Annotated in this window: 27 protein-coding genes; 16 read left to right on the forward strand and 11 right to left on the reverse strand. The window is 67.9% G+C overall.

What is annotated here, in order from left to right:
• The first annotated feature begins 29 nt into the window (after positions 1-29).
• Positions 30-1106, forward strand: a complete 1077-nt coding sequence (locus G6N34_RS23060) for a glycoside hydrolase family 183 protein (RefSeq protein WP_085151452.1) — start codon at positions 30-32, stop codon at positions 1104-1106.
• On the opposite strand, the gene G6N34_RS23065 is transcribed toward G6N34_RS23060, so the two are convergent.
• From G6N34_RS23065 to G6N34_RS23090, 6 genes are all read right to left on the reverse strand, one after another.
• Positions 1073-1372, reverse strand: coding sequence for a hypothetical protein (locus G6N34_RS23065; RefSeq protein WP_085151404.1), 300 nt, complete (start codon positions 1370-1372; stop codon positions 1073-1075). The two genes, G6N34_RS23060 and G6N34_RS23065, sit on opposite strands and share 34 nt — an antisense overlap.
• Positions 1373-2257 carry an SDR family NAD(P)-dependent oxidoreductase gene (locus G6N34_RS23070; protein ID WP_109788441.1) on the reverse strand — a complete coding sequence of 295 codons (885 nt, stop codon included), beginning with the start codon at positions 2255-2257 and terminating at the stop codon, positions 1373-1375.
• Positions 2254-3048, reverse strand: coding sequence for an enoyl-CoA hydratase/isomerase family protein (locus G6N34_RS23075; RefSeq protein WP_085151405.1), 795 nt, complete (start codon positions 3046-3048; stop codon positions 2254-2256). The genes G6N34_RS23070 and G6N34_RS23075 overlap by 4 nt, the downstream gene beginning before the upstream one ends.
• A gap of 100 nt (positions 3049-3148) precedes the next feature.
• Positions 3149-3535 carry a heme-binding protein gene (locus tag G6N34_RS23080; protein WP_085151406.1) on the reverse strand — a complete coding sequence of 129 codons (387 nt, stop codon included), beginning with the start codon at positions 3533-3535 and terminating at the stop codon, positions 3149-3151.
• A 76-nt stretch (positions 3536-3611) separates the two neighbouring features.
• Positions 3612-4151 (reverse strand): cysteine hydrolase family protein, encoded by a 540-nt coding sequence (locus G6N34_RS23085; protein ID WP_085151407.1) that lies wholly within the window; start codon positions 4149-4151, stop codon positions 3612-3614.
• Positions 4152-4157: 6 nt separating this feature from the next.
• Positions 4158-4703 (reverse strand): type 1 glutamine amidotransferase domain-containing protein, encoded by a 546-nt coding sequence (locus G6N34_RS23090; RefSeq protein ID WP_085151408.1) that lies wholly within the window; start codon positions 4701-4703, stop codon positions 4158-4160.
• 88 nt (positions 4704-4791) lie between these two features.
• On the opposite strand from G6N34_RS23090, the gene G6N34_RS23095 reads away from it, so the two are divergent.
• Genes G6N34_RS23095 through G6N34_RS23105 form a run of 3 tightly spaced genes read left to right on the forward strand, consistent with a single transcriptional unit; the run spans position 4792 to position 8094 of the window.
• Positions 4792-5001, forward strand: a complete 210-nt coding sequence (locus tag G6N34_RS23095) for a hypothetical protein (protein ID WP_085151409.1) — start codon at positions 4792-4794, stop codon at positions 4999-5001.
• Positions 5002-5008: 7 nt separating this feature from the next.
• Positions 5009-5734: a beta-phosphoglucomutase family hydrolase gene (locus G6N34_RS23100; protein WP_085151410.1), complete on the forward strand. Its 726-nt coding sequence runs from the start codon at positions 5009-5011 to the stop codon at positions 5732-5734.
• Complete coding sequence (locus tag G6N34_RS23105; protein WP_085151454.1) at positions 5734-8094, forward strand: glycoside hydrolase family 65 protein; 2361 nt, start codon at positions 5734-5736, stop codon at positions 8092-8094. Before G6N34_RS23100 ends, G6N34_RS23105 begins: the two co-directional genes overlap by 1 nt.
• A 113-nt stretch (positions 8095-8207) precedes the next feature.
• Here G6N34_RS23105 and G6N34_RS23110 read toward each other — a convergent pair whose 3' ends face one another.
• On the reverse strand, positions 8208-8354 hold the full coding sequence (locus G6N34_RS23110) for a hypothetical protein (protein WP_163645478.1): 147 nt from the start codon (positions 8352-8354) through the stop codon (positions 8208-8210).
• 161 nt (positions 8355-8515) lie between these two features.
• On the opposite strand from G6N34_RS23110, the gene G6N34_RS23115 reads away from it, so the two are divergent.
• From G6N34_RS23115 to G6N34_RS23130, 4 genes are all read left to right on the forward strand, one after another.
• The gene (locus G6N34_RS23115) at positions 8516-9199 is read left to right on the forward strand and encodes an HAD family hydrolase (protein ID WP_085151455.1); all 684 of its coding nucleotides are present in this window, start codon (positions 8516-8518) and stop codon (positions 9197-9199) included.
• A gap of 42 nt (positions 9200-9241) precedes the next feature.
• Complete coding sequence (locus tag G6N34_RS23120) at positions 9242-9430, forward strand: hypothetical protein (protein WP_085151411.1); 189 nt, start codon at positions 9242-9244, stop codon at positions 9428-9430.
• 41 nt (positions 9431-9471) lie between these two features.
• Entirely contained in the window at positions 9472-9813 is a 342-nt protein-coding gene (locus tag G6N34_RS23125; RefSeq protein WP_085151412.1) for a hypothetical protein, read from the forward strand.
• 138 nt (positions 9814-9951) lie between these two features.
• Positions 9952-10839: an alpha/beta fold hydrolase gene (locus G6N34_RS23130; protein ID WP_085151413.1), complete on the forward strand. Its 888-nt coding sequence runs from the start codon at positions 9952-9954 to the stop codon at positions 10837-10839.
• A 15-nt stretch (positions 10840-10854) separates the two neighbouring features.
• On the opposite strand, the gene G6N34_RS23135 is transcribed toward G6N34_RS23130, so the two are convergent.
• The gene (locus G6N34_RS23135; protein WP_085151414.1) at positions 10855-11001 is read right to left on the reverse strand and encodes a DUF1059 domain-containing protein; all 147 of its coding nucleotides are present in this window, start codon (positions 10999-11001) and stop codon (positions 10855-10857) included.
• A 48-nt stretch (positions 11002-11049) separates the two neighbouring features.
• Here G6N34_RS23135 and G6N34_RS23140 point away from each other — a divergent pair, with 48 nt between their 5' ends.
• The 3 genes from G6N34_RS23140 to G6N34_RS23150 all read left to right on the forward strand — a co-directional run bounded on the left by G6N34_RS23140 (position 11050) and on the right by G6N34_RS23150 (position 13547).
• Complete coding sequence (locus G6N34_RS23140) at positions 11050-12345, forward strand: acyl-CoA dehydrogenase family protein (protein ID WP_085151415.1); 1296 nt, start codon at positions 11050-11052, stop codon at positions 12343-12345.
• 47 nt (positions 12346-12392) lie between these two features.
• A complete protein-coding gene (locus G6N34_RS23145) occupies positions 12393-13139 on the forward strand; it encodes a sulfite exporter TauE/SafE family protein (RefSeq protein ID WP_179965794.1) in 747 nt (248 codons plus the stop codon).
• Between the two features lie 123 nt (positions 13140-13262).
• Positions 13263-13547, forward strand: coding sequence for a DivIVA domain-containing protein (locus tag G6N34_RS23150; RefSeq protein WP_085151416.1), 285 nt, complete (start codon positions 13263-13265; stop codon positions 13545-13547).
• On the opposite strand, the gene G6N34_RS23155 is transcribed toward G6N34_RS23150, so the two are convergent.
• From G6N34_RS23155 to G6N34_RS23165, 3 genes are read right to left on the reverse strand one after another with little or no spacing between them, the layout of a single operon-like run.
• The gene (locus tag G6N34_RS23155) at positions 13535-13990 is read right to left on the reverse strand and encodes a MaoC family dehydratase (RefSeq protein ID WP_085151417.1); all 456 of its coding nucleotides are present in this window, start codon (positions 13988-13990) and stop codon (positions 13535-13537) included. The genes G6N34_RS23150 and G6N34_RS23155 overlap by 13 nt on opposite strands.
• A gap of 13 nt (positions 13991-14003) precedes the next feature.
• Positions 14004-14834, reverse strand: coding sequence for an acyl-CoA thioesterase (locus G6N34_RS23160; RefSeq protein WP_085151418.1), 831 nt, complete (start codon positions 14832-14834; stop codon positions 14004-14006).
• A complete protein-coding gene (locus tag G6N34_RS23165) occupies positions 14831-16072 on the reverse strand; it encodes a CoA transferase (protein ID WP_085151419.1) in 1242 nt (413 codons plus the stop codon). The genes G6N34_RS23160 and G6N34_RS23165 overlap by 4 nt, the downstream gene beginning before the upstream one ends.
• Before the next feature lie 97 nt (positions 16073-16169).
• On the opposite strand from G6N34_RS23165, the gene G6N34_RS23170 reads away from it, so the two are divergent.
• The 5 genes from G6N34_RS23170 to G6N34_RS23190 all read left to right on the forward strand — a co-directional run bounded on the left by G6N34_RS23170 (position 16170) and on the right by G6N34_RS23190 (position 20789).
• Positions 16170-16787: a TetR/AcrR family transcriptional regulator gene (locus tag G6N34_RS23170; RefSeq protein WP_407663281.1), complete on the forward strand. Its 618-nt coding sequence runs from the start codon at positions 16170-16172 to the stop codon at positions 16785-16787.
• On the forward strand, positions 16787-17593 hold the full coding sequence (locus G6N34_RS23175; RefSeq protein ID WP_085151421.1) for an SDR family NAD(P)-dependent oxidoreductase: 807 nt from the start codon (positions 16787-16789) through the stop codon (positions 17591-17593). The genes G6N34_RS23170 and G6N34_RS23175 overlap by 1 nt, the downstream gene beginning before the upstream one ends.
• A 1-nt stretch (position 17594) precedes the next feature.
• Positions 17595-18089 carry a metallophosphoesterase family protein gene (locus G6N34_RS23180; protein ID WP_085151422.1) on the forward strand — a complete coding sequence of 165 codons (495 nt, stop codon included), beginning with the start codon at positions 17595-17597 and terminating at the stop codon, positions 18087-18089.
• A gap of 223 nt (positions 18090-18312) precedes the next feature.
• The gene (locus G6N34_RS23185; protein ID WP_085151423.1) at positions 18313-19527 is read left to right on the forward strand and encodes a low temperature requirement protein A; all 1215 of its coding nucleotides are present in this window, start codon (positions 18313-18315) and stop codon (positions 19525-19527) included.
• Between the two features lie 254 nt (positions 19528-19781).
• Positions 19782-20789, forward strand: coding sequence for an esterase family protein (locus G6N34_RS23190; RefSeq protein ID WP_085151424.1), 1008 nt, complete (start codon positions 19782-19784; stop codon positions 20787-20789).
• Positions 20790-20971 lie beyond the last annotated feature (182 nt).

Consider the following 20971-nt stretch of genomic DNA (forward strand, 5'->3'; position numbering starts at 1 on the left):
GCGGACGGGATGCGTTCGCACAGGCCGCGCTGCCACAGTCGTCCACCGCGGACGGCAAGATCGCCGACCTCACGGGGCCGGGGATCACCGACAGGTGGGGCGTGACCGCCACCGACCTGGGCGCGGTGGTCCGCGCCGCCGACGGCAAGCTCGTCGCGGTGTTCGGCGACACGTTCTCCGGACACGGTGTGGGCCGGGGTGATTGGCGCTCACCGGTGATCCTGATCGGTTCAGGAGACGCCCGCACGTCGATCGTCTGGGAGAAGGCCGGCGGACCGGATCCGGACTACGCCCGTCAACTGCGGCACTACATCCACGACAGCGGCCCACGCTGGGCCCGCGGTGGTATCAGCACCGTGCTGCCGTCGGACGTGCTGCGGGTGGACGACATGCTCTACCTGCACGTCATCGTCAATCGTGGCTTCCCGCATGTCATCTGGACTGAGATCTGGTCCTCGGCCGACCACGGCGTGACGTGGGAGCACATGGGCGAGGCCGCCAAGTTCCCCGCCGACCTCTACGACGGCCACGCTCAGCTGTGGTCCTGGGACTACGACCCCGACGACGGCTGGGTGTACGTGATGTCCACCGGCTTCCAGCGCAACAAGGGCATCATCCTGCGCCGGGTGCGACCCGACGACATCGGCGACGGCAGCCGGTATCAGGCCTGGAACCGGACGGACGACCGGTGGAGTTGGGGCACCCACGCGTCAGTGCTGACACCCGAAGGCGAGCGGTGGGGCGAACTCTCGTTCCGCAGACTCGGCTCCCGAATGTGGGTGCTGGGTGGCTTTCTGGCCTCCGAGTACGCGCTGGGATACCGGACCCTGTCGGCACCGACGGCATCACTGCACCGTGCGCCCCTGCAGAAACCTGTGCTGGGCTGCCGCTGGCACGAGGAGAGTCACGTCGACTGCCGTGTCGCGCAATTGTACGGCGGGTACGTGCTGCCCGGGTCCCGTCCCGGCGTTCCCGGCGGCATGGGTCTGGTGGTGTCGCACTGGCACACCGACCGGGGCTGGCCCTATCGCGTCATGCAGTTCCGCGCCACGCTGCGCGACACCACGGGACGTCAGTACGCGGGGTCCTCGCCGACCACGTCGTAGAACGACTCACCATCCTCAGGAGCACCGTCGACCTGCCCCCGGTGCCTGCGCGTCGGCCGGGCTGGTTCGGCCTCGGACCGCCGCACGGAGTCGGGTTCCTCGGCAGCCAACTTCTCGTCCAGCGTGTGGTCCTCACGCGCCTCGATCCAGCGGTCGGGCGGATCCACGACGGTGTCGCCGTCGTGGTTGCGCACCTCGTCGGAGTCGAGGGATTCGCTCGGGCTCAGTGTCCCCTCGGGACCGTCATCGTCGTAGTCGCCGTCCATCTAACCGAGTCTAGAAGTTGCATCGGCCCGCGACCAGGGTGCGATCTGACGCTGCGACCACTCCCACAGGCGTTCCACATCGCCTGGGTCGGTGGCGTGCGGCGCGGCCAGGCCCACAGCACAGTCGGACAGATACGCCCCTCCGTGCTCCGCGAGGTCGGGGGCGGTGGCCGCCCAGACGGAGGTCGCGGCGCCGTGCGCGACGTCGGTGAGTTCGAGGTTGCCCAGCCCCGAGAAGTCGGAGGGCCCGAGATGACGCGACAGTTCGGTGGGGATCACGCCGGGATGCACCGCGAACGCCTGAACACCCCGGTCGGCGAGCCGACTATGGAGCCCAAGGGTGAACAGCACATTCGCGGACTTGCTCTGCCCATAGGCCAGCCACTTGTCGTACCGCGACTCGTCGGTGAAATTCGGGTCGTCCCAGAGCATCCCGCTGATCTGATGACCGTCACTGCTGAGATTGACGATACGAGCACCCTCAGCCAGGTTCGGCGTCAACCACGACGTGAACACGAAATGACCGAGATGGTTGGTGCCCAACTGCATTTCGAACCCCTGTGCGGTGCGCAACAGGGGTGACGCCATCACACCGGCGTTGTTGACCAGAATGTCGATGCGGGGCAGTTTCTCCGCGATGCTCGGCGCGGCGGCCCGCACCGAATCCAGGTCCGCCAGATCCACGGCGACGACGTCGTTCTCCGCGCTCACCACACGACGCGCCTTGGCCACATCCCGCACCGCGACCAGGACATGGCAGCCCGCGGCGGTCAGCGCACGTGCGGTCTCCACACCCAGACCCGAGGAGGCCCCGGTGACCACCGCGGTACGGCCGCTGAGGTCCATTCCGCGCAGCACGTCGTCTGTGGTCAGCTGTGAGGTCAAGCCGGTTCTCCAATCTCACTGGCCCGCGATCGCCAGATCGGGGCACGTTTCTCACGCCACGCCGCGGCCCCCTCGGCCGCGTCTGGTCCGCCCATCAGCAGGTGGTGGGCCCGGGTCTCCTCGTCCGCGACGGTGTCGAGGTCGGCGTCCGACCACAGCAGGCGCTTGCTCAGCGCGACAGACGCGGGATTGGCGTTGCGCGCGACGTCCCGCGCCAATTCAAGGGCAGCCGGAAGCACCTGGTCAGCGGGCAGCGCGCGGGTCGCGATGCCCCGTGCGGCGGCCTCGGCGCCCGTGAGGGTGCGGCCGGTGAGCAGCAGATCGGCGGCCGTGGCGAGTCCGACGGCGTGCCGCAGGGTGTAGTGCGCCTGGCAGTCGGGGATGGTGCCGCGCCTGACCTGCGGGATCGCCAGCTTGGCGTCGTCAGAGACAAGTCGGATGTCGCACTGCAGCGCGAGCGTGAAGCCGACTCCCATGGCGTGCCCGTTGATGGCCGCCACCACGAGCTTGCGGACCCGCCACGCGGGTGGCTGCACGGGTGACGCCGAGAAGTCCTCGCCAGGCTTGCCGAATGAGTCGGCCTCGACGGACAGATCGGCGCCCGCGCAGAAGGCTCGGCCCGCGCCCGTGAGCACCACGGCCCGGATGTCGTCGTCGGCGTCGCATCGGCGAAACGCCGTGCCCAGTTCGTCGGCCGTGCCGGCACTGAAGGCGTTGAGCCGCTGCGGCCCGTCGAGGGTCAGCGTCGCGACGCCGAGGTCATCGACATCGAAGCGCACTGCGGTGGACACACGCGCATCCTGCCCAACTGAGCGCGCCGCGTGTGCGAAATTGGATGCGAAACAGCGAATTCACGTCCAGTTCAGCACACTCGCGACTTCTCAACCAGACTCAGCCCGCCTGGAACTCGTTGAAGGCGTCCACCAGGTAGCTCGGCAATCCGCCGGTCCCGCAGCGGTTCTGCAGGTCCACGAGAGGCGCGGTGATGCCCTTGAGGTCGAGATACTGTCCCGGGTTGGCTGTGAAGTAGTTTCGCACGGTCGCCCGCGCCTGATCGGCCGGTTGAGAGCGCGCGTCGCTGAGCACGCGGTCGGCCTCAGGATGCGCGACCAGATACTGACTGGCCGCACCGGAGACCGAACTGATGGTGCCTGCGGCCTCCGAGACGGAGCACGGTGCCGCCCCCGCGGTGGGAGCGACGAACGTGGCGACAGCCCCCGCCGCAGCCATGGATGCGATGACGAAACCGCCCACGCAGCGGCACGAACTCTTGTTCATGTGCAGTCCTTCGTGTCGTCCGTACCCCGTCCCGAAACTGCAGTTACCCCGGCATCGACAGCGGCAAACTCGGCGCTCAGCCCAGGCAGGTGGCGGCCGTGGAGATCTCGGCGCCCATGTTGCGTTCCATCATCTCAAGCGCGGCCTTCCCCAGGCCGGGGTCGATGTGGGCGACGGCGTCGCGCGGGACGACCACGTCGAGATGCCGCACGTAGGCGTCCAGGGCACTGTAGAGGATGCACTGCTCGGTCACCTGCCCGATCAACACCACTCGTTGGGTCTCCAACCGCCCCAACAGGTACGCCAACGGCGACGCGTAGAACGCGCTGTGCCTGACCTTGGTCAGAAACCTCACACCGTCATCCGGGACCACGGGCCGCACCAGGTCCGGACGGTCGCCGTCGAGCGCGGCCCGCACGAGATCGCTGGGCTGCGCGGCGAAGTCCCCATAGTTGTCGTTGACGTAGATCAGGTCCACGTCCTCGCGGTCGCGGGCCAGCGCCACGAGTTCCGCGAGCGGCGTGACGATGTCAGCGACGTTGGGGATCAACAGTTCTGCATCGGGATGTTGGTACGCGTTCATCATGTCGATCACGAGGACCGCGGTGTCAGCCACGGCAGGTCACTCCCGCGCGAATGCGTCGACGACGGCCGCGCAGAACGCGGGCAGGTCGTCGGGGTTACGACTCGTGATCAGGTTGCCGTCGACGACGACCTCCTCGTCCACCACCGTGGCGCCGGCGTTGCGGAGGTCGGTGCGGAGACTGGGATACGACGTCAGCGTTCGTCCACTGGCCACCCCCGCCTCCACCAGGGTCCACGGACCGTGGCAGATCACGCCGACGGGCTTCCCGGACTGGACGAAGTCCCGCACGAACGACACCGCCGCCCCGTCCAGTCGCAGTTTGTCGGCGTTGACCGTCCCTCCGGGGATGATCAGACCGTCGAACTCATCGACCGTCGCGGCACCGACCTCGCGGTCGACGGAGAACTCGCCGGCCGGCTCCAGATCATGGTCGCGCGCAACGATGCTGCCCAACTCCAGCGACAGCAGTTCGACTTCGGCGCCGGCATCGCTGACCGCGGCCCGCGGTTCCTCGAGTTCACGCCGCTCCACCCCGTTGGTCGCCAGGATCGCGATTCTCTTGGTGCGCAAGCTTTCGGACATGGTGCACCTCCTCTGACCCTCACCTACCCACTCCACCGCCGTTCACACCTCAGGTGTCGGAGTCGCGCCTGATGGGTAGCCTCGGACCATGAGCACCGACCCGTCGGTCGAGCACGTCGCGCCCACCGAGATCCGTGAGGGTGACGTCATCGAGGATCCCGTCGGCAACCGATGGGTGACGGTCCACGCGATCCAGCTGAGCTCCGATTCGGCGAGCGGTTCGTACAGCTTCTACGGCACAGGCCCTGATGACCGGGTCACCTTCAACGGGTCCGAATCGGTCACACGACAGAAGTGAGGCGTAGGTGTTGGGTCTGCCGGACACCATCCGGGCGTGCCTGTTCGACCTCGACGGCGTGCTCACCGATACCGCGAGCGTGCACCGGAAGGCATGGAAGGCGATGTTCGACGACTTCCTGCGCACGCGCGGCGGAGACCAGCGCCCCTTCAACGACGCGGACTACCGCGCGTACGTCGACGGCCGCACCCGCGATGACGGAGTGCGCAGCTTCCTGGCCAGCCGGGGCATCACCCTGCCGGAGGGCACCCTTGACGACGGACCCGACGCGGACACAGTGCACGGCCTCGCGAACCGCAAGAACGGACTGTTCCACCAGCGTCTGCGGCAGGACGGCGTCGACGTGTTCGCCGGCACCGTCCCCTACCTGCAGGCCGTCACCGAGGCCGGTCTGGCGGTCGCCGTGGTGTCCTCGAGCGCCAACACCGCCGAGGTCCTCGACATCACCGGCCTCGCACGGTTCGTCGACTGCCGGGTGGACGGCGTGACGATCCGAACCGAGGGGCTGGCCGGCAAACCGGCCCCGGACTCGTTTCTCCGCGCCGCCCAACTGCTGGACGTCGCACCGGCCGAGGCCGCTGTCTTCGAGGATGCGCTGTCCGGAGTCCAGGCCGGCCGGGCCGGGAAGTTCGGTCTAGTGGTGGGGGTCGACCGGATCGGCGACCCGGAGTCGTTGCGGCACAACGGAGCCGATGTCGTGGTCGCCGACCTGGGCGAGCTCCTGGCGGCATGATGATCTCCGATGAGTCGTTCCCGATCGAGCCGTGGTGTGTCCGCGAAACCGCACTTCACCTCAGTGTGCTCGCGCAGACGGAATCGGTGTTCGCGCTGTCCAACGGTCACATCGGACTGCGCGGCAATCTCGACGAGGGGGAACCGCACGGGCTGCCCGGCACCTACCTGAACTCTTTCTTCGAGGTCCGACCCCTGCCCTACGCCGAGGCAGGCTACAGCTACCCCGAAGAGGGACAGTCGATCATCGACGTCACCAACGGGAAGGTGCTGCGCCTGCTGGTGGATGACGAACCGTTCGACGTGCGCTACGGCGATCTGCTCGAACACGAACGGACGCTGGATCTTCGGGCAGGGGTGCTCAGGCGACACGCGCGGTGGTGCTCCCCGGCGGGCAAGCAGGTCGAAGTGCGGTCCACCCGCCTGGTGTCGCTCGCGCACCGCAGCGTTGCGGCGATCGAGTACACCGTGCAGGCCGTGGACCAGTTCACCCGTGTCACAGTGCAATCCGAGTTGGTGACCAACGAGGACCAGCCGGAACCGTCGGCCGACCCGAGGGTCGCGGCGGTGTTGCGCGCTCCGCTTGAGGCGGTCGCCCACGAGGGTGGGGACCAGCAGGCGATGCTGATCCACCGCACTCGGGCAAGTGACCTGACGATGGCCGCGGCCATGGACCACATCGTCGAGGTTCCAGGCCGGGTCGAGGTGTCGACCGAGACCAGCGCCGACCTGGCCCGCACGACCGTGGTCTGCGGCCTGCGTCCCGGTCAGACACTGCGCATCGTCAAGTTCCTGGCCTACGGGTGGTCCGGCCTGCGTTCTCGCCCCGCGTTGCGCGATCAGGTCGCCGGGGCACTGACGGGTGCGCGCTACACGGGGTGGGAAGGTCTGCTCGGCGCGCAACGCGCCTACCTCGACGACTTCTGGGACAGCGCCGACGTCGAGGTCGAGGGTGACCCGCACTGTCAGCAGGCGGTGCGGTTCGGGCTGTTCCACGTGCTGCAGGCCAGCGCCCGCGCGGAGCGGCGCGCGATCCCCGGCAAGGGCCTCACCGGCACGGGCTACGACGGTCACGCGTTCTGGGACACCGAGGGCTATGTTCTTCCGGTCCTCACCTACACCGCTCCCCGCGCCGCCGCCGACGCCCTTCGTTGGCGCGCTTCGACTTTGGACCTGGCCCGGGACCGTGCGGCCGAACTCGCCCTGGAGGGGGCGACGTTCCCCTGGCGGACCATCCGGGGTCAGGAGTGCTCCGCGTACTGGCCCGCAGGTACCGCGGCATGGCACGTGAACGCCGACATCGCCATGGCTTTCGAGCGCTACCGGATCGTGACCGGCGACCAGTCACTGGAGGCCGCGTGCGGCGTGGAGGTGCTCGTCGAGACCGCCCGCCTGTGGCATTCGCTGGGGCACCACGACCGCCATGGCAGATGGCACATCGACGGCGTGACGGGACCCGATGAGTACACCGCCGTGGTGAACGACAACGTGTTCACCAACCTGATGGCCGCACACAACCTGCGTGCCGCCGCAGCCGCCTGTAATCGTCATCCCGAACTGGCAGAACGCCTTTCGGTGACGCACGAGGAGACCGCGGCGTGGCACGACGCGGCCGACGCCGTGCACATCCCCTATGACGAGGGACTGCGGGTGCACGAGCAGTGCGAGGGATTCACCCACCTGCGTGAGTGGGACTTCACGGCCGACACTGCCTATCCACTGCTGCTGCACCAGCCCTATGTCCGGCTGTACCCGTCGCAGGTGCTCAAACAGGCCGACCTGGTGTTGGCGATGCACTGGCTCGGGCATCACTTCACCGATGAGCAGAAGGCCCACAATGTCGACTACTACGAGCGGCGCACCACCCGTGACTCGTCGTTGTCGGCGTGCACGCAGGCCGTGCTGTGCGCTGAGGTGGGACATCTCGAACTCGCACATGCCTACACGGTCGAGGCCGCCATGATCGACCTGCGCGACCTGCACCACAACACGCGCGACGGCCTGCACATGGCATCGCTGGCCGGCGCGTGGACCGCGCTCGTGGGTGGGTTCGGCGGCCTGCGCGACGACGAGAAAGTGCTGACCCTGAACCCCCAGCTGCCCTCAGGCATCTCGCGGCTGACGTTTCGGCTGCGCTGGCGCGGGTTTCGCGTCACGGTCGACGTCTGCCACGAGACCGCCACGTACACGTTGCGCGACGGCCCCCACGGCCGATTGCCGATCCGGCATTCCGGCGAGGACGTCGAGTTGACGACGGACGCTCCCACGACGATGCCGGTTCGCGTCAGGACTCCGCTGCTTCCGGCGCCGGTCCAGCCGCCGGGACGCGCGCCGGCGCACCGGCGCGGCGAACGGACCTGACCGTCGGTCGGGCAACCCACGCACCGCCGTGTCGCCGTGGCGCACCGCCGCGGCGAGCGGATCTGTCCGTCAATCGGGCACCCCACGCACCGCCGCGGCGAGCGGATCTGTCGTCAGTCGGGCGGTTCCTGGGCGCCGCGGGGAGTGGTGCTCTCGTCGACCGCGCTGTCCTCGTTCTCGGTCGCTGACTTGTCGGCGGCGGCCCGGCTCTTGTCCTCGTGGTCGTCCTCGTCGAGATAGATTCCGCGTCCACGCGGCATGGCTTCCCCTTTCGTCACTCAACGGGTTACCCAGTAGCCGGTCAGGACTCACGGTTTTGCCCCGGCGCAACGCGGGAATGCTCCGGGCACACTTCCCGACGGCACTGACATCGGAGCACATCCTGAACACCAACTCGCCGACCACGCATCGTCAGTACCGAATGGGCCCGCCCGCGGTGCTCTTCGACATCGACGGCACCCTGGTTGACTCCAACTACGTCCACGTTCACGCGTGGCTGCGGGCCTTCGAGTCCGAGAAGGTGCCCGTCGAGGCGTGGCGCATCCATCGCAGCATCGGCATGGACGGCGACACGCTGCTTCAGACCCTCGCCGGCGACGCCTCGGAGAGCGTCCGCAGCCGGCTCAAGGAGCATCACAGCCTCTTCCACCGCGAGTCCAGCAGTCTGCTGCGACCGCTGCCAGGCGCTCGCGAGCTGCTGCATCACATCGCCCACGACGGCATACAGGTGGTGCTCGCGACGTCGGCACCCGATGATGAACTCGCGATCCTGCGCGACGTGCTCGACTGCGATGACGTGGTAGCGGCCATGACATCGTCCGCCGATGTGGACACCGCCAAACCCGAACCCGACCTCATCGCGGTGGCCTTGGAGCGCGCCGGTACGACGGCCGATCGCGCGGTGTTCATCGGCGACGCGGTGTGGGACATGCAGGCCTGCGTGCGCGCGGGTGTGCGGTGCATCGGTGTCCGAAGCGGCGGTGTCGGCCGCGACGAACTGCTCGAGGCCGGCGCCGAGTCGGTGTTCGACAATGCGCAGGACCTGCTCGACCATCTGGACACCACCCCGATCCCCGACCTGACCGACTCGGCGCAACGGGTTTGACCTCCCCCACTTCGTGGTACGCGGCACAGCAGGAGGTGCAGCATGACGGGTCCCCGGAGTGAGAAGGCCGAAGAGTCCGCCGAGGAGTCCACCGAAGAGGACTTAGCAGCCGATCCGCATGTCGCCGGAGCCCGGGACAGCCGAGACGGCGACACCTACGTGGGCCGGAAGTCATCAGACGATGACTTCGACGCCGGCGAGACCGGTGCGGAGAAGCGCGCGGAGGACTGAGCGAATTCTGTTGTGTCACAGAGAAGAGAGCAGGCGATAGTGTGACTGAGCAGACCGGCACGGTGACCGAACGCCCCCGTGGGGGCAGCGCGGTTCTGAACTGGACGCTGGCGCTGACAACGATCCTGGGCGCGGCCGCGATCGAAATCTTCGCCTACGTACAGGTTCTGGGCACGGCCGGGTGCAGTGACCGCGCCTGTCCACGGCTTGGGCCGGGCGAAATCGGTTACACCATCATCATTTACGGCGCACCGATTGTCGCGGTGCTGGCGATTCTGCTGTCCTTCGTGACTGCACGACGCCCCAAGGGCATCCTGGTGCCCGTCGTCGCGTGGATCCTGCTGCTCGCGGCATTCGTGGTGCTCGTCGTCACCTTCCCCTGAGGCAGCTTTCCCCGATCCAATCCGACAGTGACCAAATCGTTATCTTGCCTGGCCAGGGGGCGGTATCGACCGCGCCAACAGGCGTTGGTTACCCGCCAGTAACCAAATGCACAGCGCCCTCGGTTACCGTCGGTGGGCATGAATGATCTTGGTTTCAGTCCTGGTTTCGTCGACCTCGACGGTTCGCGTGTCGCGTACCGGGACTCCGGTGCCGGCAACGGCCCCGAAACCCTGCTGCTGCTGCACGGCATGGCCGGAGCCTCAGACGACTGGCTCGGAGTGATTCCCGGCCTCGCCGAACATGCCCGCGTCATCGCCCCAGATCTGCTCGGGCACGGCCACTCGGACAAGCCGCGCGGCGACTGCTCGCTGAGCACGCTCGCGGTGTGGGTCCGAGACCTCCTCGACGCCCTCAACATCCCGCGCGTGACCGTCGTGGGTCATTCGTTGGCTGGCGGCATCGCCATGCAGTTCGCTCATCAGCATCGCGACCGCTGCGATCGCGTGGTGCTGATCGGCAGCGGCGGCCTTGGACAGGATCTCGGCTGGATGCTGCGCGTGCTGTCGACACCGGGCGCCGAGCATCTGATCCCGGCCGTCACGCCCAAACCCGTCGTGTCGGCGGGCAACGCCGTGCGGGACTGGCTGACCGCCGCCGGGGTGCGCGCACCGCGTGCCGCGCAGATGTGGAGCACCTACAGCGCCATCGCCGACCCCGACACCCGGTATGCGCTCATGCGCACACTGCGGTCGGTGCTCGACGTCAAGGATCAACCGGTTACCGCGTTGACCCGACTGAACAGGTCGGCCGCGATGCCGGTGCTTCTGGTGTGGGGTGAGGAGGACGGGGTGATCCCCGTGGCGCACGGCCGCGACGCGCATCTCGCGCTGCCCGGAAGTCGCCTCGAGGTCATTCCGGGTATCGGCCACCATCCGCACATCGAAGCCCCGGAGCGCGTCGCCGGCATCCTGCGGGACTTCCTCGCCTCGACCGAGCGGCGGTCCATCACCCTGACCCGCTGCTAGCCGAGAAGGGGGCGGTCAGAACGCGATGAACAGGATTTCGTCGCGCGAGTACTCGTGCCCGGGGTGGTTCTCCGAGAGGTGCTTCTGGGTCTTCTCGACCAGGTCGTCCTCATTGGTGCCGACGATCGATTCGCCGCAGGGGCAGTTCAGGTGAGTCTTCATGCCTAAGTGTCTACCTGACGGCTGTCGTGTGCGGTAGACACGGTACCCATGTGGGACTTCGAGACCGACCCGGACTATCAGACCAAGCTCGACTGGGTCGACGAGTTCATGCGGCGCGACGTCGAACCCCTGGACCTGCTTCCGCTCGATCCGTACGACAAACAGAACCCCCGCGTCATGGCTCTGCTGCGGCCCCTGCAGCAGCAGGTGCGTGATCAGGGCCTGTGGGCCGCGCACCTCAAACCCGAACTCGGCGGGCAGGGTTACGGCCAGGTCAAGCTGGCCCTGCTCAACGAGATCATCGGGCGGTCCCGCTGGGCGCCCACGGTCTTCGGCAGCCAGGCGCCCGATTCCGGCAACGCCGAGATTCTGGCCCTGTTCGGCACCGACGAGCAGAAGCAGCGCTACCTGGAACCCCTGCTGGCCGGCGACATCAGCTCGTGTTACTCGATGACCGAACCGCAGGGCGGGTCCGATCCGGGCCTGTTCGTCACCCGGGCCGAACGGGACGGGGAGTCCTGGGTGATCAACGGCGAGAAGTGGTTCTCGTCGAACGCGCGGCACGCCAGCTTCTTCATCGTCATGGCCGTCACCAACCCCGACGCCCGCACACGCGACAAGATGTCGCTGTTCATCGTCCCCGCGGAGACCCCTGGCATCGAGATCATCCGCAATGTCGCGGTGGGCACTGAAAGTGCCGACCACGGCACTCACGGCTATGTGCGCTACACCGACGTCCGGGTGCCGCTCGACCACGTGCTGGGCGGCGAAGGGCAGGCGTTCGCGATCGCGCAGACCAGACTCGGCGGCGGCCGCATCCACCACGCGATGCGCACCATCGCGATGGCTCGCCGCGCCTTCGACATGATGTGCGAACGCGCGGTGTCCCGGCAGACGCGGCAGGGACCGCTGTCGAATTTTCAACTGACACAGGACAAGATCGCCGACAGTTGGCTGCAGATCGAGCAGTTCCGGCTGCTGGTGCTGCGCACGGCGTGGTTGATCGACAAGCATCACGACTATCAGTTGGTGCGCCGCGACATCGCCGCGGTGAAGGTCGCGATGCCCCAGGTGCTCCATGACGTCGTCCAGCGCGCGATGCACCTGCACGGTGCACTGGGCGTGTCCAACGAGATGCCGTTCGTGAGGATGATGGTGGCCGCGGAGTCCCTGGCGATCGCCGACGGCCCCACCGAAGTGCACAAACTCACGCTCGCGCGCCGCACGCTGCGCGAGTACGAGCCTGTCGACACGATGTTCCCGTCCGCGCACATCCCCACGCGTCGCGAGGAGGCGCGGGCCCGGTTGGCCGAGATCCTCGAACTCGACGTCGCGGAGCTGTAGACCGCGGCCAGCGCCCCAGCGGGCGGTGTGGAAGGCTTCTCGACAACATGAATTGGCTGCTGCTGTTCGTCGCCGGCATCGCCGGCGGACTGACCGGCAGCATCGCAGGCCTGGCCTCGGTGGCCACCTACCCCGCTCTGCTGGCCGTGGGCCTGCCACCCGTGACGGCCAATGTGACCAACACCGTGGCGCTGGTGTTCAACGGTGTCGGCTCGATTCTGGGCTCGCGGCCCGAACTGAAGGGGCAGGGCCGCTTCCTGCTGCGCATCGCGCCGCTGACGCTGCTCGGCGGGGCGGCCGGCGCGCTTCTGCTGTTGTCCACTCCCGCAGAGGGTTTCGAGAAGGTCGTGCCCATCCTGCTGGGCGGCGCGTCACTCGCGATCGTGTTGCCCCACAAGCCACCGGCCGCGGACGACACCAGTCGACGCAGCCGGACAGTCCTGATCTTGGAGGGCGTGGCGGTCTTCGCCATCGCGGTGTACGGCGGGTATTTCGGCGCCGCGGCGGGGGTGCTGCTGTTGGCCCTGTTCCTGCGGATGAGGCATGCCACGCTGGCGCATGCCAACGCATCGAAGAACGTCCTGCTGGGCCTGTCCAACGGCGTCGCGGCGGTGATCTTCGCGGCCGTCGCGCCGGTCCAGTGGGGCGCCGTGGCCGCACTGGGCGCGGGCTGTCTGCTGGGATCTCGGCTGGGTCCCGTCGTGGTGCGTCATGCCCCCACGACGCCGTTGCGCCTGCTGATCGGCGCGGCCGGGCTGGCGCTGGCGATCGCGCTGGCCATTGACGCCTACTGACTGCCGCTGTCGGCACTTTTGTGCGGAATTGCATGCTTTTCGGCAAAAAACCCTGCAATTCCGCACACTCTAGGCACGAATCTGCCGCAGCCTGACCCCCGAAGCCGCCCCTAAGCTCAAACCATGACCCTGACCGCCAGCGACGTCCGAACGGCCGTGTTCTCCGCGCCGCCCCTCTTCCGGCGCGGCTACAACGAGGACCAGGTCGACGAGTTCCTCGACAGGGTCGTGGACCGCCTGGAGGACAGGGGTTACCTCAATGCCGACGACGTGCGCGAAGTGCGGTTCGGCAGGCCGGCGCTGGGGAAGCGCGGCTACAACAAGGACGACGTCGAGGCTCTGCTCGAACTCATCGCCGCGACGTTCGACACGCTTCCCCGCCGGCGTATCCCCGATCAGAACATGTAGCGCAGGATGCTCTCGGCCACGCAGGCCGGCTTGTCGCTGCCCTCGACCTCGAACGTGGTCGCGACGGTCAACTGCAGCGCGCCGTTGCCGAGGTCCTCGACCTTCTGCAGCGTGGCGGTCGCGCGGACCTTCGATCCGACCGGCACGGGCGAGGGGAAGCGAACCTTGTTCAGGCCGTAGTTGATCGCCAGCTTGATGCCCTCGACGGAGAAGATCTGGTGCATCAGGACCGGCACCAGCGACAGCGTCATGAAGCCGTGGGCGATGGTCTGGCCGAAGGGCCCCTTGGCGGCCTTCTCGGGATCGACGTGGATCCACTGGTGGTCACCGGTGGCGTCGGCGAACTGGTTGACGGCCTCCTGGGTGATGGTCAGCCAGTCACTGGTGCCCAGTTCCTGGCCCTCGGCGGCCTGCAGTTCCGCTGCGGAGGTGAAGGTGCGCATGAGCGGTTCCTCTCTACTTTGTTGGAGTTGGTGTACTTGCCGTTTCGCGCGCCGCGATGACGCCTTCCTGAACCAGGGTCGCGCACACGTCGCCGTTGGCCCCGATCAGGCTCGCGGTGACGACGCCGCGTCCGCGGGCCCCGGCGGGGGAACGTGACTCCAGCAGGTTCCACCGCTCGACCCGGAGGGGCCGGTGGAACCAGACGGAGGCGTCGGTCGTGCCACTTCGATGCGTGCGGTCACGCATCGTGTGGCCGTGAACCCGAAGGGCCGGGTCGATCATGTAGACGTCGGTGACGAACAGCGCAAGGCACGCATGTGTGAGCGGATCGTCAGGCACCGGAACCGTTGTGCGCCACCAGAGTCGGCGCACGAAGTCCTGCCCCTCGCCCGCGTCCGACATCCTGATGTCGAGTTCGTCGAGTGGCAGTCCGGGCGCAGGACCCGCGGGCCCGCTGGCCTCGAGACCTTCGGGATCCTGCGGCAGTGGATCGACGTGGCCGTGCTCGGGCCCGTCCATGGATCGCGAGAAGGACACCGTCGCGGTGGTCATGATGCGGCCCGCCTGACGAGCCACCACCCGCCGAGTCTTGGCGGTGCGTCCGTCGTACGTGCGCTCGACCTCGTAGGCCGTGGGCTCGGTGGGATCACCACCGCGCAGGAACGTCAGGTGCAGGCTCGTGGGCAGCGCCTCGGCGTCGTCGACGGTGCGGGCCGCGGCGGCCAGCGACTGGGCCAAGAACTGGCCGCCGTAGGCCCGTTTGCCCGCCGGACCATGGCCGACGCCGGCCCAGACGTCGGGTTCCCCACCGCGCAGGGCGAGGATCTCCAGCAGTGCGCTCATGGCGCCCCGTCGACGGATGGCCCTGCCACAGTTCCGGTTTCAGTGAGGGTCGCGACGTCTGCGGCGGACATCCCCAGACGTCCGGTGAGCACGGCCTCGGTGTGGTCCCCGAGGGCCGGTGCGGGCACCGCAGGCGAGTGGGCGCCGTCGACGATCAGCGGCAGGCCAGGCGCGAGGTGCTGGCCGACCCGGGGCTGATCCAGCAGCGAGAACAGTGGATTGGCCGTGACTTTCGGGTCGGCACTGGCTTCGGTGAAGGTGCGGTAGCGCTCCCACAGAATCGACGTGCCGGCCAGGCCCGCGGCGATCTCGTCGCCGGTGTGCTCGGCGAACCACACGCTGAACAGCCCGGTCAGCGCTTCGCGATGCCGGTAGCGCTGCCCCTCGTCGTTGAAGTCAGCCTCGAGCGCCTCGGCAAGCGCGGCAACGGCTTTGGCGGTGCCGGTGAGTTCGGTCAGATCGCGGAAGTGCCGCGGGGTCAGGGCCACCAGCATGAAGGAGACTCTGTCGGCGCTGGTGAAGTTCGCGCCGTACTGGCCGTAGAGCGAGTTGCCCAGGCGCTGCCGCTGCGAACCGGTGATCATGGGTTCGGTCAGGAAACCCAGATTGCCCGCGGTGGCCAGGGCGACGTCCTCCAACGGCAGCCTGATCCGACTGCCTGCCCCCGTGGTGTCGCGGTGGCGGAGGGCGCTGACGATGCCCAGTGCCGCGTACAGCCCGCACGCGACATCCCAGGCCGGCAGCACATGGTTGACCGGACCGGCCTCGGTCGCGGGCCCCGTCACGAGGGGGAATCCGACGCCCGCGTTCACGGTGTAGTCCACGCCGGTGCCGCCGTCGGCCCGACCGGACACCTCGAGATGGATCAGGTCGGGTCGGCGGGCGAGCAGTGCGTCGTAGCCATGCCAGTCCCGTCCCACGACGTTGGTGATGAGGATGCCGCCTTTGGGACCGCCCTCGGCGATGAGGCGGGCGATGACTTCCTGGCCTTCGGTTGAGCGCATGTCGACCGCGACCGACTGTTTGCCCTTGTTGAGCCCGGCCCAGTAGATGCTGGTGCCCTCGTCGGTCAGGGGCCAGCGGCGATAGTCGGCGGCGCCGCCGATCGGGTCGACCCGGATGACCTCGGCGCCCAGTTGGGCCAGCGTCATCCCGGCCAACGGCACGGCGACGAAACTCGAGATCTCGACAATCCGCACACCCGCGAGCGGACTGATCGATATCGGGGCTTCGGTCATGCTGACTCCCTATGCGGATCCGACGAGGCCGACATCACTTCGGCGTCAGTCAACCAGGACCGGCGTGACACCCGACATTCCGGTACCGCTGGCGCCTATCCTTCCCTTCGTGAGGTCTCGGATTGACGCGGCGATTGAGCGTGCCCTCGATGCACGTCAGCGTGAGGCCACCGAGGAGGTCGAGCGGATTCTGACCGCCGCGCTCGCGGTCGTCGAGCGCACTGCCCCCGCTCCCCCCAAGGTCAGCGACATCGTGGCGGCCGCGAGCACGTCCAATGCCGCGTTCTACCGGTATTTCACCGGCAAGGACGAACTGCTTCTGGCCCTGATGGAACGCGGTGTCGGCATCACCGCGGCCTACCTGGCCCGTGAGATGGCCCGCCACGACGACGCGGCAGCCAAGATCCGGGCGTGGATCGTGGGCGCGCTCGGCCAGGTCGGGGATCCGCGCCGCACCGAACGCAGTCGCGCCGTGCTGAGCCAGTTCGCCTCGATCCCCGACGGACAGATCACCGCCCCGATGCGCGACCTGTTGGTGGAGCCATTGATCAGCCTCGGCTCTGTCGACCCCGAACGCGACGCGGACGCGCTGTTCACCACAGTCAGCGGAACCCTCCGGCGCCACGCCGCGGCGATCACCTCACCGACCCCCGAGGAGATCGACCACCTGGTGCGCTTCTGCCTGGCCGCCGTCGACGCCGAAGGGACGCACTGATGGCGATCGACCCCGGACAGGTGTCACTGACCGGCCGAGTGGCGGTGGTCACCGGCGGCGGAGCGGGCATCGGACGCGGGATCGCCGAAGGCCTGCGGGCATTTGGCGCCGAGGTGGCGATCTGGGATCGTGAACCCGAAAGCTGCCGCGCGGCCGCCGAATCTCTGTCAGCGCTGGGCCTCACCGTCGACGTCCGCGACGAGTCGGCCGTCGATGACGCGCTGAGTCGCACCCGGGCCGAACTCGGCACGCCGTCAATCCTGGTCAACAACGCCGGCGGCGTGTTCCGGTCGCCGCTGCTGGACACTTCCGCCAACGGCTGGGATGCCCTGTACCGCAGCAACCTTCGGCACGTCCTGCTGTGCACGCAGCGCGTGGCCCGCGAGATGGTGGCCGCGGGCCTGCCCGGCAGCATCATCAACGTCACCTCGATCGAGGGCGTGCGCGCCGCCCCCGGGTATGCGGCATACGCGGCGGCCAAGGCCGGCGTCATCAACTACACCCAGACCGCGGCCCTTGAACTGGCGCCGCACGGCATCAGGGTCAACGCGCTGGCCCCCGACATCACGCTGACCGAGGGGTTGGCGGCGCTCGCGACTGAGGACCACGCCGAGCGGCTGGCCCAGATCGTCCCCACAGGCCGCCCCGGCCACGTCGACGACCTCGCGGGCGCGGCGGTGTTCCTGGCTTCTGAACTGTCGTCCTACATCACGGGCCAGACCCTGCACGTCGACGGCGGCACCCACGCCGCCAGTGGCTGGTACCACCATCCCGGCACCGGCGACTACGTCCTCGGACCGCAGTGACATGCGACTGCTGATCATCTCCGACACGCACGTACCCACGCGCGCCAAGGACCTGCCCGCGGCAGTCTGGGACGAAGTCGACCGCGCCGACGTCGTGATCCATGCGGGGGACTGGATGGAGGTCGGCCTGCTCGACGCGCTCGAGGCCCGCTCCGCGAAGCTGGTGGCCTGCTGGGGCAACAACGATGGCCCCGACCTGCGAGCGCGTCTCCCCGAACGTGCCGACGTCACCCTGGGCGGGGTCCGGTTCACCGTCACGCACGAGACAGGTGCTTCAGCCGGGCGCGAGGCACGGATGTCGAAGCTGTACCCCGACACCGATGTCCTGGTGTTCGGCCACAGCCACATCCCGTGGGACACCACCACCTCGACCGGGTTGCGACTGCTCAATCCCGGCTCCCCCACCGACCGGCGCCGTCAACCCGCGCACACGTACATGACGGCGACCGTGGCCGACGGCGTGGTGTCGGACGTCACCCTGCACACCCTGCCCTGAGCTCTGGTCCGCCCTGCCCTGCGGGCACAGTCCCACCGCACTGAGCGGCTGTTGATCGGACGGTGCGCACCGGCGATGGTCTGGCCTGGACCGCGCCCGATCCCGGCCCGGCGGACGTCATCGGGTAAACCGAGTGCGGTTTGCCAGCCGGTGGCACCATGGATCGGTGACCGGAGTCGGACCAGACCGCGGACGCCTGTCCCCCGCCCACCACCTGCGGCGGATGTCGGGCCGCGATCCCCACGAGGAACACAGGGCGGCGACGCCACTGGAGTTGCTGTTCGACCTGACCTTCGTCATCGCCTTTGGCGTGGCGGCATCGGAGTTCGCGCATCTGCTGGCGCAGAACCACGTCGGCGCAGGCCTGGCGGGCTTCGCGTTCTCGGTGTTCTCGGTCTGCTGGGCGTGGATCAACTTCACGTGGTTCGCCTCGGCCTACGACACCGACGACTGGGCTTACCGAGTCACCACGATGCTGCAGATGGTCGGCGTCATCATCCTGGCCCTCGGTATCCCGCCGACCTACTCCTCGATCGCCGAAGGCGAGCACGTCGACAACCGGGTGATGATCGCCGGATACGTGGTGATGCGAATTGCCCTGTTGTTCCAGTGGTTACGCGCGGCCCGGCAGGATCCCGCCCGCCGGGCGGCGTGCCTGACCTATGCCGTGGCGATCACGGTCTCACAGATCGGCTGGATCGGGGTCATCATCCTCAACACCTCGGTCGAGGTGACCCTGCTGCTCTACGTGGTGCTCGGTGCAGTCGAGTTCGCGGGCCCGTGGATCGCCGAACGCGTCAAGGGCGGCACCCCGTGGCATCCCCGTCACATCGCCGAGCGCTACAGCCTGCTGGTGATCATCGCCCTCGGTGAGGGCGTGGTGGGCACGGTCGCGTCACTGTCGGCGCTGATCGGTGAACGGGGCTGGACCGTGGACACCGCACTGCTCGCCGTCGCCGGGACCGGCCTGACGTTCGGCCTGTGGTGGGTGTACTTCGTCGTGCCGGCAGCGCCCCTGCTCGACGCACGCCCCGGGTCGTCATTCGTCTTCGGCTACGGACACATCCCGATCTTCGGTGCGATCGTCGCCACCGGCGCCGGACTGCATGTCGCGGCGTACTACATCGAGCATCACTCCGAACTCAACTCCGTCGACACTGTGCTGACGGTCGCGGTTCCGGTCGCCGTGTATCTGCTCTGCGTCTTCGTGCTCTACATGTATCTGGTGCGCCACCTGGACGCGTTTCATGTGGTGCTGATGGCCGGTGCCGCGCTGGTGCTGGTGGCCGCGGTGGTGCTGGCTCACCGGGGTGTCGACATGGCGGTGTGCCTGTTGGTGGTCATGGCAGCACCCATCGTCGTGGTCGTCGGTTACGAACTCGTCGGGCACCGACGTGCCGTGGACGCCATCGACGAGGCCATGTCACGGGAGTTGTGACCCCCGCCCGCACCCGGTGCTGCAGACCCGATGTGTACTGGGCGAACGGTGCCGCGAAACCCTTTCCGCTCAGGCGAACACGCCGAGCGATGGTCACAACGCGGTGACGAATCGGCCTCCGGGCTTTATCCCAATCGTTTCCTAACCGCGACAGCGTCACGGGGTTTTCTGACCGCTGCCACCGGGAAACACATGATTCACTTGCGTCACATCAGTAACACAGGCTTGTAATTACACACGGAGGAGCGACAGTCGTGAAGTTCGTTGAGAAGATGCGCGGTACGGCAAAGGCATCCCTTCGCCGGCTCACGGTCGCCGCAGTTGCGGCCGCCGCGCTGCCCGGGTTGATTGGGGTGGCTGGGAGCGCGGCGCCCGCCGGGGCGTTCTCGCGTCCGGGACTGCCCGTGGAGTACCTCGATGTCCCGTCGCCGTCCATGGGCCGCGACATCCGGATCCAGTTCCAGGGCGGCGGACCGCACGCGGTCTACCTGCTCGACGGTCTGCGGGCCCAGGACGATTACAACGGCTGGGACATCAACACCCCGGCCTTCGAATGGCTGCACGGCTCCGGCCTGTCGACCGTGATGCCGGTCGGCGGCCAGTCCAGCTTCTACGCCGACTGGTACCAGCCTTCGCAGGGCAACGGTCAGAACTACACCTACAAGTGGGAAACGTTCATGACCTCCGAACTCCCCGCCTGGCTGGAGGCCAACCGGGGCGTGTCGCGCACCGGTAACGCCGCGGTGGGTCTGTCGATGGCCGGCAGCGCGTCGTTGACCTACGCGATCTGGCATCCCGACCAGTTCAAGTACGCCGCTTCGCTTTCCGGCTTCCTGAACCCGTCCGAGGGCTGGTGGCCGACCCTGATCGGGCTGGCGATGAACGACGCGGGCGGCTTCAACGCCAACAGCATGTGGGGCCCGTCGTCCGACCCGGCGTGGAAGCGCAACGACCCGATGGTCAACATCAATCGACTGGTGGCCAACAACACCCGCGTCTGGATCTACTGCGGCACCGGCACCCCGTCTGAGCTCGACACCGGTGCCAACGGCGCCAACCTGATGGCCGCCCAGTTCCTGGAGGGCTTCACGCTGCGGACCAACATCACCTTCCGCGACAACTACCTCGCGGCCGGTGGCACCAACGGCGTGTTCAACTTCCCGGCCAACGGCACCCACAGCTGGGGCTACTGGGGACAGCAGCTTCAGCAGATGATCCCCGACATGCAGCGAGTGCTCAACGGAACGCCCGGCGCCGTCTAAGAACTCGTTCCCCCTGTGGCCCCCGCTCCGGCGGGGGCCACAGTTTTTTTCTCTCCCACACCGACACATGGGAGCGAAAGTGCAAGAAAAGTCCGTTATTTCGTCGATCGCGGGGAGCTCGGTCAAGCCGAGGATCGCAGCGAGACCAGTCAGCCGGACGTCCGCAGCGGGTCAGCCAACCG

The sequence above is a fragment of the Mycolicibacterium confluentis genome (assembly GCF_010729895.1).
Classification (GTDB): Bacteria; Actinomycetota; Actinomycetes; order Mycobacteriales; family Mycobacteriaceae; genus Mycobacterium; species Mycobacterium confluentis.

Bases quoted from the DNA above. Each gene is read 5' to 3' on its own strand.
- G6N34_RS23165 (WP_085151419.1), bottom strand. From the start codon at position 16,072: ATGACCGAAGCCCCGATATCGATCAGTCCGCTCGCGGGTGTGCGGATT.
- G6N34_RS23105 (WP_085151454.1), top strand. From the start codon at position 5,734: ATGATCTCCGATGAGTCGTTCCCGATCGAGCCGTGGTGTGTCCGCGAA.
- G6N34_RS23130 (WP_085151413.1), top strand. From the start codon at position 9,952: ATGAATGATCTTGGTTTCAGTCCTGGTTTCGTCGACCTCGACGGTTCG.
- G6N34_RS23080 (WP_085151406.1), bottom strand. From the start codon at position 3,535: ATGAACAAGAGTTCGTGCCGCTGCGTGGGCGGTTTCGTCATCGCATCC.
- G6N34_RS23110 (WP_163645478.1), bottom strand. From the start codon at position 8,354: ATGCCGCGTGGACGCGGAATCTATCTCGACGAGGACGACCACGAGGAC.
- G6N34_RS23150 (WP_085151416.1), top strand. From the start codon at position 13,263: ATGACCCTGACCGCCAGCGACGTCCGAACGGCCGTGTTCTCCGCGCCG.
- G6N34_RS23135 (WP_085151414.1), bottom strand. From the start codon at position 11,001: ATGAAGACTCACCTGAACTGCCCCTGCGGCGAATCGATCGTCGGCACC.
- G6N34_RS23185 (WP_085151423.1), top strand. From the start codon at position 18,313: ATGTCGGGCCGCGATCCCCACGAGGAACACAGGGCGGCGACGCCACTG.
- G6N34_RS23160 (WP_085151418.1), bottom strand. From the start codon at position 14,834: ATGAGCGCACTGCTGGAGATCCTCGCCCTGCGCGGTGGGGAACCCGAC.
- G6N34_RS23145 (WP_179965794.1), top strand. From the start codon at position 12,393: ATGAATTGGCTGCTGCTGTTCGTCGCCGGCATCGCCGGCGGACTGACC.
- G6N34_RS23120 (WP_085151411.1), top strand. From the start codon at position 9,242: ATGACGGGTCCCCGGAGTGAGAAGGCCGAAGAGTCCGCCGAGGAGTCC.
- G6N34_RS23140 (WP_085151415.1), top strand. From the start codon at position 11,050: ATGTGGGACTTCGAGACCGACCCGGACTATCAGACCAAGCTCGACTGG.
- G6N34_RS23180 (WP_085151422.1), top strand. From the start codon at position 17,595: ATGCGACTGCTGATCATCTCCGACACGCACGTACCCACGCGCGCCAAG.
- G6N34_RS23115 (WP_085151455.1), top strand. From the start codon at position 8,516: ATGGGCCCGCCCGCGGTGCTCTTCGACATCGACGGCACCCTGGTTGAC.
- G6N34_RS23095 (WP_085151409.1), top strand. From the start codon at position 4,792: ATGAGCACCGACCCGTCGGTCGAGCACGTCGCGCCCACCGAGATCCGT.
- G6N34_RS23155 (WP_085151417.1), bottom strand. From the start codon at position 13,990: ATGCGCACCTTCACCTCCGCAGCGGAACTGCAGGCCGCCGAGGGCCAG.
- G6N34_RS23065 (WP_085151404.1), bottom strand. From the start codon at position 1,372: ATGGACGGCGACTACGACGATGACGGTCCCGAGGGGACACTGAGCCCG.
- G6N34_RS23090 (WP_085151408.1), bottom strand. From the start codon at position 4,703: ATGTCCGAAAGCTTGCGCACCAAGAGAATCGCGATCCTGGCGACCAAC.
- G6N34_RS23175 (WP_085151421.1), top strand. From the start codon at position 16,787: ATGGCGATCGACCCCGGACAGGTGTCACTGACCGGCCGAGTGGCGGTG.